At 73.1% G+C, this 4,433-nt stretch carries 4 protein-coding genes and 1 pseudogene; 3 read left to right on the top strand and 2 right to left on the bottom strand.

All coding sequences use genetic code 11. From position 1 onward, the window contains the following. A pseudogene (locus tag ACIQOV_RS29175) lies at window positions 1-381 on the top strand (hypothetical protein); the annotation flags it as partial. Here ACIQOV_RS29175 and ACIQOV_RS29170 read toward each other — a convergent pair. Next, window positions 378-1,388 (bottom strand): helix-turn-helix transcriptional regulator, encoded by a 1,011-nt coding sequence (locus tag ACIQOV_RS29170; RefSeq protein WP_401053542.1) that lies wholly within the window; start codon window positions 1,386-1,388, stop codon window positions 378-380. The pseudogene ACIQOV_RS29175 and the gene ACIQOV_RS29170 sit on opposite strands and share 4 nt — an antisense overlap. Window positions 1,389-1,521: 133 nt before the next feature. On the opposite strand from ACIQOV_RS29170, the gene ACIQOV_RS29165 reads away from it, so the two are divergent. Next, window positions 1,522-3,000, top strand: coding sequence for an MFS transporter (locus ACIQOV_RS29165; protein ID WP_380551902.1), 1,479 nt, complete (start codon window positions 1,522-1,524; stop codon window positions 2,998-3,000). Window positions 3,001-3,129: 129 nt separating this feature from the next. Here the strand turns inward: ACIQOV_RS29165 and ACIQOV_RS29160 are convergent, their stop codons facing one another. After that, window positions 3,130-3,774 carry an HhH-GPD-type base excision DNA repair protein gene (locus tag ACIQOV_RS29160; RefSeq protein ID WP_359905604.1) on the bottom strand — a complete coding sequence of 215 codons (645 nt, stop codon included), beginning with the start codon at window positions 3,772-3,774 and terminating at the stop codon, window positions 3,130-3,132. Window positions 3,775-4,037: 263 nt separating this feature from the next. Between ACIQOV_RS29160 and ACIQOV_RS29155 the strand changes: the two genes are divergently transcribed. Next, on the top strand, window positions 4,038-4,385 hold the full coding sequence (locus ACIQOV_RS29155; RefSeq protein WP_380551875.1) for a DoxX family protein: 348 nt from the start codon (window positions 4,038-4,040) through the stop codon (window positions 4,383-4,385). Window positions 4,386-4,433 lie beyond the last annotated feature (48 nt).

The following is a 4,433-nucleotide window of genomic DNA, read 5'->3' as shown; positions in this document are numbered from 1 at the left end:
GGCCGCCCCCTGGAGCGTGGAGATGTCCTCGCCCTTGAAGAGCACCTGGCCGGAGCGACCGAGGGGCGGTACGCCTGGCTGGCCTGGTACCCGGGCTCCTCGGGCAGCTACCTCACCCGGATCGAGGCGGCCGACGGGACCTCGTCCACGGTGCCGTGCCCGGTCCGGACGCCGGTCGGCTTCGCGGTCCGCGCCCGGGAGGGCGTCTTCCTGTCCCCGGGCGGGGAACTGACCTGGCACCTGCTGGTCGGCAAGCAGTGGAAGCAGACCGGGAAGCGCAGGCCGGACGTGCCCGGCGAGCTCGACCGCCGCCGTGCCTACGGCCGGGACGGCGTGCTGTGGTTCAGGTCCGGCAACGGCTGGTACCGGGTCGAGGTCTAGGAAGGGCCCTGGCGTCGGCCCTGGGACGGGTCCGGACCGCCCCGGTCCGGCGCCCCCGCCGCGTGCTCGGCGCGGGCCGCCAGTTCGCGCAGGTGCTCCCGCAGCGCGGGCGGCTCGTGCACCTCGAAGGCGCAGTCCAGCGAGAGCAGCCGCATCGCCGTCCACTCCAGGGAGTCGGTGCGGGAACGGAGCCGGCAGCTGTGCTCGTCGATCGGCTCGACCTCGGAGTCGCCCGGCCGGAGGCCGCGGCGGACCCGCTCGGCCGGGGCGTGCACGGTGGCGACCACGGTGCCGCTCGGTGACGGGCGGTGCAGCTTGCCCGCCACGTAGGCGGCGGCGTCCTCGGCGGGGAGCGGGCGCGGGGTGAAGCGGACGCCGGTGGCGGCCGGGCCGCTCAGCCGGTCGACCCGGAAGAGCCGCCAGTCCTCGCGGTCCAGGTCGTAGCCCACCAGGTACCAGCGGCGGCCGACCGAGACCAGCCGCTCGGGCTCGACCTGCCGCCTGGTCTCGGCCCCGTCGTACGCCCGGTAGCCGAAGCGCAGCCGCTCCCGGGCGGTGACGGCGCGGGCGAGCACGGTGAGGTCCTCCGGGTCGACGGTCGGGCCGTCCCCGGTGAGCAGCGGCACGGTGGCGGAGTTGAGCGTCCCGACCCGCTGCCGCAGCCGGCCCGGCAGCACCTGGAGCAGCTTGCCGAGTGCCCGTACGGAGGCCTCCTCGATGCCGACCACGGCGTGCCCGGCCGCGGCGCGCAGCCCGACCGCGATGGCCACCGCCTCCTCGTCGTCCAGCAGCAGCGGGGGCATCGCCGTGCCCGCGACCAGCCGGTAGCCGCCGTCCGGGCCCATGCTGGCCCGCACCGGGTAGCCGAGCTCGCGCAGCCGGTCGATGTCGCGCCGGATGGTGCGGGGGCTGACGCCGAGCCGCTCGGCGAGTTCGCTGCCGGGCCACTCGCGCGGGGTCTGGAGCAGGGACAGGAGGCTCAGCAGCCGGGCCGGGGTGTCGCTCATGGCGTCCAGCATGCCCGACCAACTGGGACAGGTTCTGACCTATACGGCCGTTACTGTCGCGGACGTGGAGAAGAGCGGCGTGGACGTGGAGAAGAGCGGCGTGGACGTGAAGAAGAAAAAAGAGGAGACCGCAATGAGCACCGCGGCAGCGGACCGGCGGAGGTGGATCGCGCTGACGATCGTGATGGTGGCCTCCTTCATGGACCTGGTGGACGTCACCATCGTCAACATCGCCATCCCGAGCATCCAGCAGGACACCGGCGCCTCCTTCAGCGCCATCCAGTGGGTGACCGGCGGCTACGCGCTGGCCTTCGCGATCGGGCTGATCACCGGCGGCCGGCTGGGCGACATCCACGGCCGCAAGCGGGTGTTCCTGATCGGGATCGGCGGCTTCACGCTGGCCTCGGCGCTGTGCGGGCTGGCCTCCGGCCCGGAGATGCTGGTCGCGACCCGGCTGCTCCAGGGCGGGACGGCGGCGCTGATGGTGCCGCAGGTGCTGTCGATCATCCACGCGACCTTCCCGGCGGAGGAGCGCGGCAAGGTGTTCGGCCTGTTCGGCGCGGTGGTCGGGCTGGGCGCGGTCTCCGGTCCGCTGATCGGTGCGCTGCTCACCGAGTGGGACCTGTTCGGTCTGGCCTGGCGGCCGATCTTCCTGATCAACCTGCCGGTCGGCATCGCCGGCCTGCTGCTCGGCCGCCGCTTCATCGACGAGTCGAAGGCCGACCAGGCACTGAAGCTGGACCTGGTGGGCGTGGCGCTGGCCAGCCTCGGCCTGCTGATGCTGATCTACCCGCTGACGCACGGCCGGGAGGCCGGCTGGCCGCTGTGGGGCTACCTGTCGATGGCCGGGAGCCTGCCGGTGTTCGCGCTGTTCGTGGTGTACGAGAAGGTCAAGACGCGGCGGGACGGCTCGCCGCTGGTGGAGCTGGCGCTGTTCCGGGTGAAGTCCTTCGCGGCCGGCATCTGCGTGCAGCTGGCCTTCGGCGTGGCGCTCGGCATCTACTTCCTGGTCTGGACCCTCTACATGCAGGTCGGGCTGGGCTGGAGCCCGCTCAAGGCCGGCGCGACCGGCATCCCGTTCTCGATCGCGGTCTCCACGGCGGCCGGACTGTCGGTGCAGAAGCTGGTTCCGCGGTTCGGGCGGAAGGTCCTGCAGACCGGCGCGCTGGTGATGGCGGCGGGCGTCCTCGTCTACATCTGGGAGGCGGACCGGTACGGGACGGCGATCACGACCTGGCAGATGGTGCTGCCGCTGGTGGTGATGGGACTCGGGATGGGTCTGATCGTCGCGCCGATCACCGACGCGGTGCTGGCGGAGGTTCCGCGCGAGCACGCCGGTTCGGCGTCCGGGCTGATCAACACCGTGCAGCAGGTGGGCAACGCGCTCGGGCTCGGCCTGGTGTCGGTGGCCTTCTTCGGGGCGATGGACGACGTGGTCGCGCCGGAGGCGGTCGGGGCGGCGTTCGGCGGGGCCTTCGTGAACGCGATGTGGTGGGTCGCCGGGGTGCTGCTCGCCGTCTTCCTGCTGATGTTCGCGCTGCCGCGGCGGCGCAAGGCGGCCGGGGCCGTGGCCGGCTCCACCGCCGAGGAGCGGGAGCCCGTCCTGATCTGACGGAGCGCTCCCGTTCGCGGGCCCCGGTCGCGCGGCGCGGCCGGGGCCCGCGTCGCGCTCTGGGAGGGCCCGGCCCCGACGCGGTCGGCCGGGTGGGTCGACCGTTGGCACGGGCGGCCGGGCCGTCGGTCAGCGCGCACCGGTCGGGGCGGGGGCGGCGGTCGTACGGGTGGTGGTGCGCGGCTTGGCGGCGGCCTTGGCCTCCTTCGCGACGCGCTTCATCTCCTGCTTGAACTCACGTACCAGGGTGAGGGATTCGGGGCCGGTGATGTCCGCGACCGAGCGGTGCGCACCCTCCTCGCCGTACGCGCCGGCCGCCTCGCGCCAGCCCTCCGGCCGCACCCCGTACTGCTTGCCGAGCAGGGCCAGGAAGATCTGCGACTTCTGCTTGCCGAAGCCGGGCAGGGCGTTGAGCCGGCTGAGCAGCTCCTTGCCGGTGCGGACGTTCTTCCACAGCGCCGCGGCGTCGCCGTCGTACTGCGCCACGAGGAACTGGCAGAGCTGCTGCACCCGTTTGGCCATCGCGGCCGGGTAGCGGTGCACCGCGGGCTTCGCGGAGAGGAGCGCGACGAACTCCTCCGGGTTGTACGTGGCGATCTCGTGGGCGTCCAGGTCGTCGTGGCCGAGGCGCTGCGCGATGGTCAGCGGGCCGGTGAACGCCCACTCCATCGGGACCTGCTGGTCCAGCAGCATGCCGACGAGCGCGGCGAGCGCGCTCCGTCCGAGCAGTTCGTCGGCCTCGGGCTGTTGTGCGAGCCGAACGGTGACGTTCACGGGCTTGCCCTCCTCGGAGTTGACGTCTGGTCGGCGCCCAGTCTGGTGGACGCGGCGTTGGCGTACAGGATCAACACGCCCGTAGCCGGGGAAGTCGTCTCTGTTCAAGGCCTTGCCAGAGCTGCATTGTTCGTTGGCGGAGCGGTTGCCAGGGGTAGCGGCGGGGTGTCGCGGACAATTTTTTGCCCGCGCCGGTCACATCCGGCGGATGCCCCGGGTCAGGGGAGTGTCGAACCGAACAGCCGTCGAATGGGAGCACTCCGATGTCCGTCGCCCACACCGTCGTCACCGTCCTCGCCGCCCTCATGGTCGGCTTCTCGGCCTACTCCGTCTTCGCCGGCGCCGAGTACGTCGTGAAGCCGCTCGCCGACTACGGCGTCCCGCGCGCCTGGTGGACCTGGCTCGGCGTCGCCAAGGCGGCCGGCGCCCTCGGCCTGCTGGCCGGCCTCGCCGTCCCGGCCGTCGGCTACGCGGCCGCGGTCGGCGTGATCCTCTACTTCCTCGGCGCCGTGATCACCGTCCTCCGCGCCCGCGCCTACGCCCACGTCCCCTTCCCCCTCGTCTACATGGCGCCCGCCGCCGCCTCCCTCGTCCTCGCCCTCGCGGCCTGAGCCGGGGCCGCCCGGCCCGCGGGGCCCGGCGCCTCGGCCCGGAACTGC

Source organism: Kitasatospora sp. NPDC091257 (assembly GCF_044757675.1).
Taxonomy (GTDB): domain Bacteria; phylum Actinomycetota; class Actinomycetes; order Streptomycetales; family Streptomycetaceae; genus Kitasatospora; species Kitasatospora lactacystinica.
The sequence above is the reverse complement of the archived record's forward strand: the minus strand, read 5'-3'. Positions and strand labels throughout refer to the sequence as shown.

Excerpts from the sequence above, each read along its gene's own strand:
- ACIQOV_RS29165 (WP_380551902.1), top strand. The coding sequence starts at position 1,522 with ATGAGCACCGCGGCAGCGGACCGGCGGAGGTGGATCGCGCTGACGATC.
- ACIQOV_RS29170 (WP_401053542.1), bottom strand. The coding sequence starts at position 1,388 with ATGAGCGACACCCCGGCCCGGCTGCTGAGCCTCCTGTCCCTGCTCCAG.
- ACIQOV_RS29155 (WP_380551875.1), top strand. The coding sequence starts at position 4,038 with ATGTCCGTCGCCCACACCGTCGTCACCGTCCTCGCCGCCCTCATGGTC.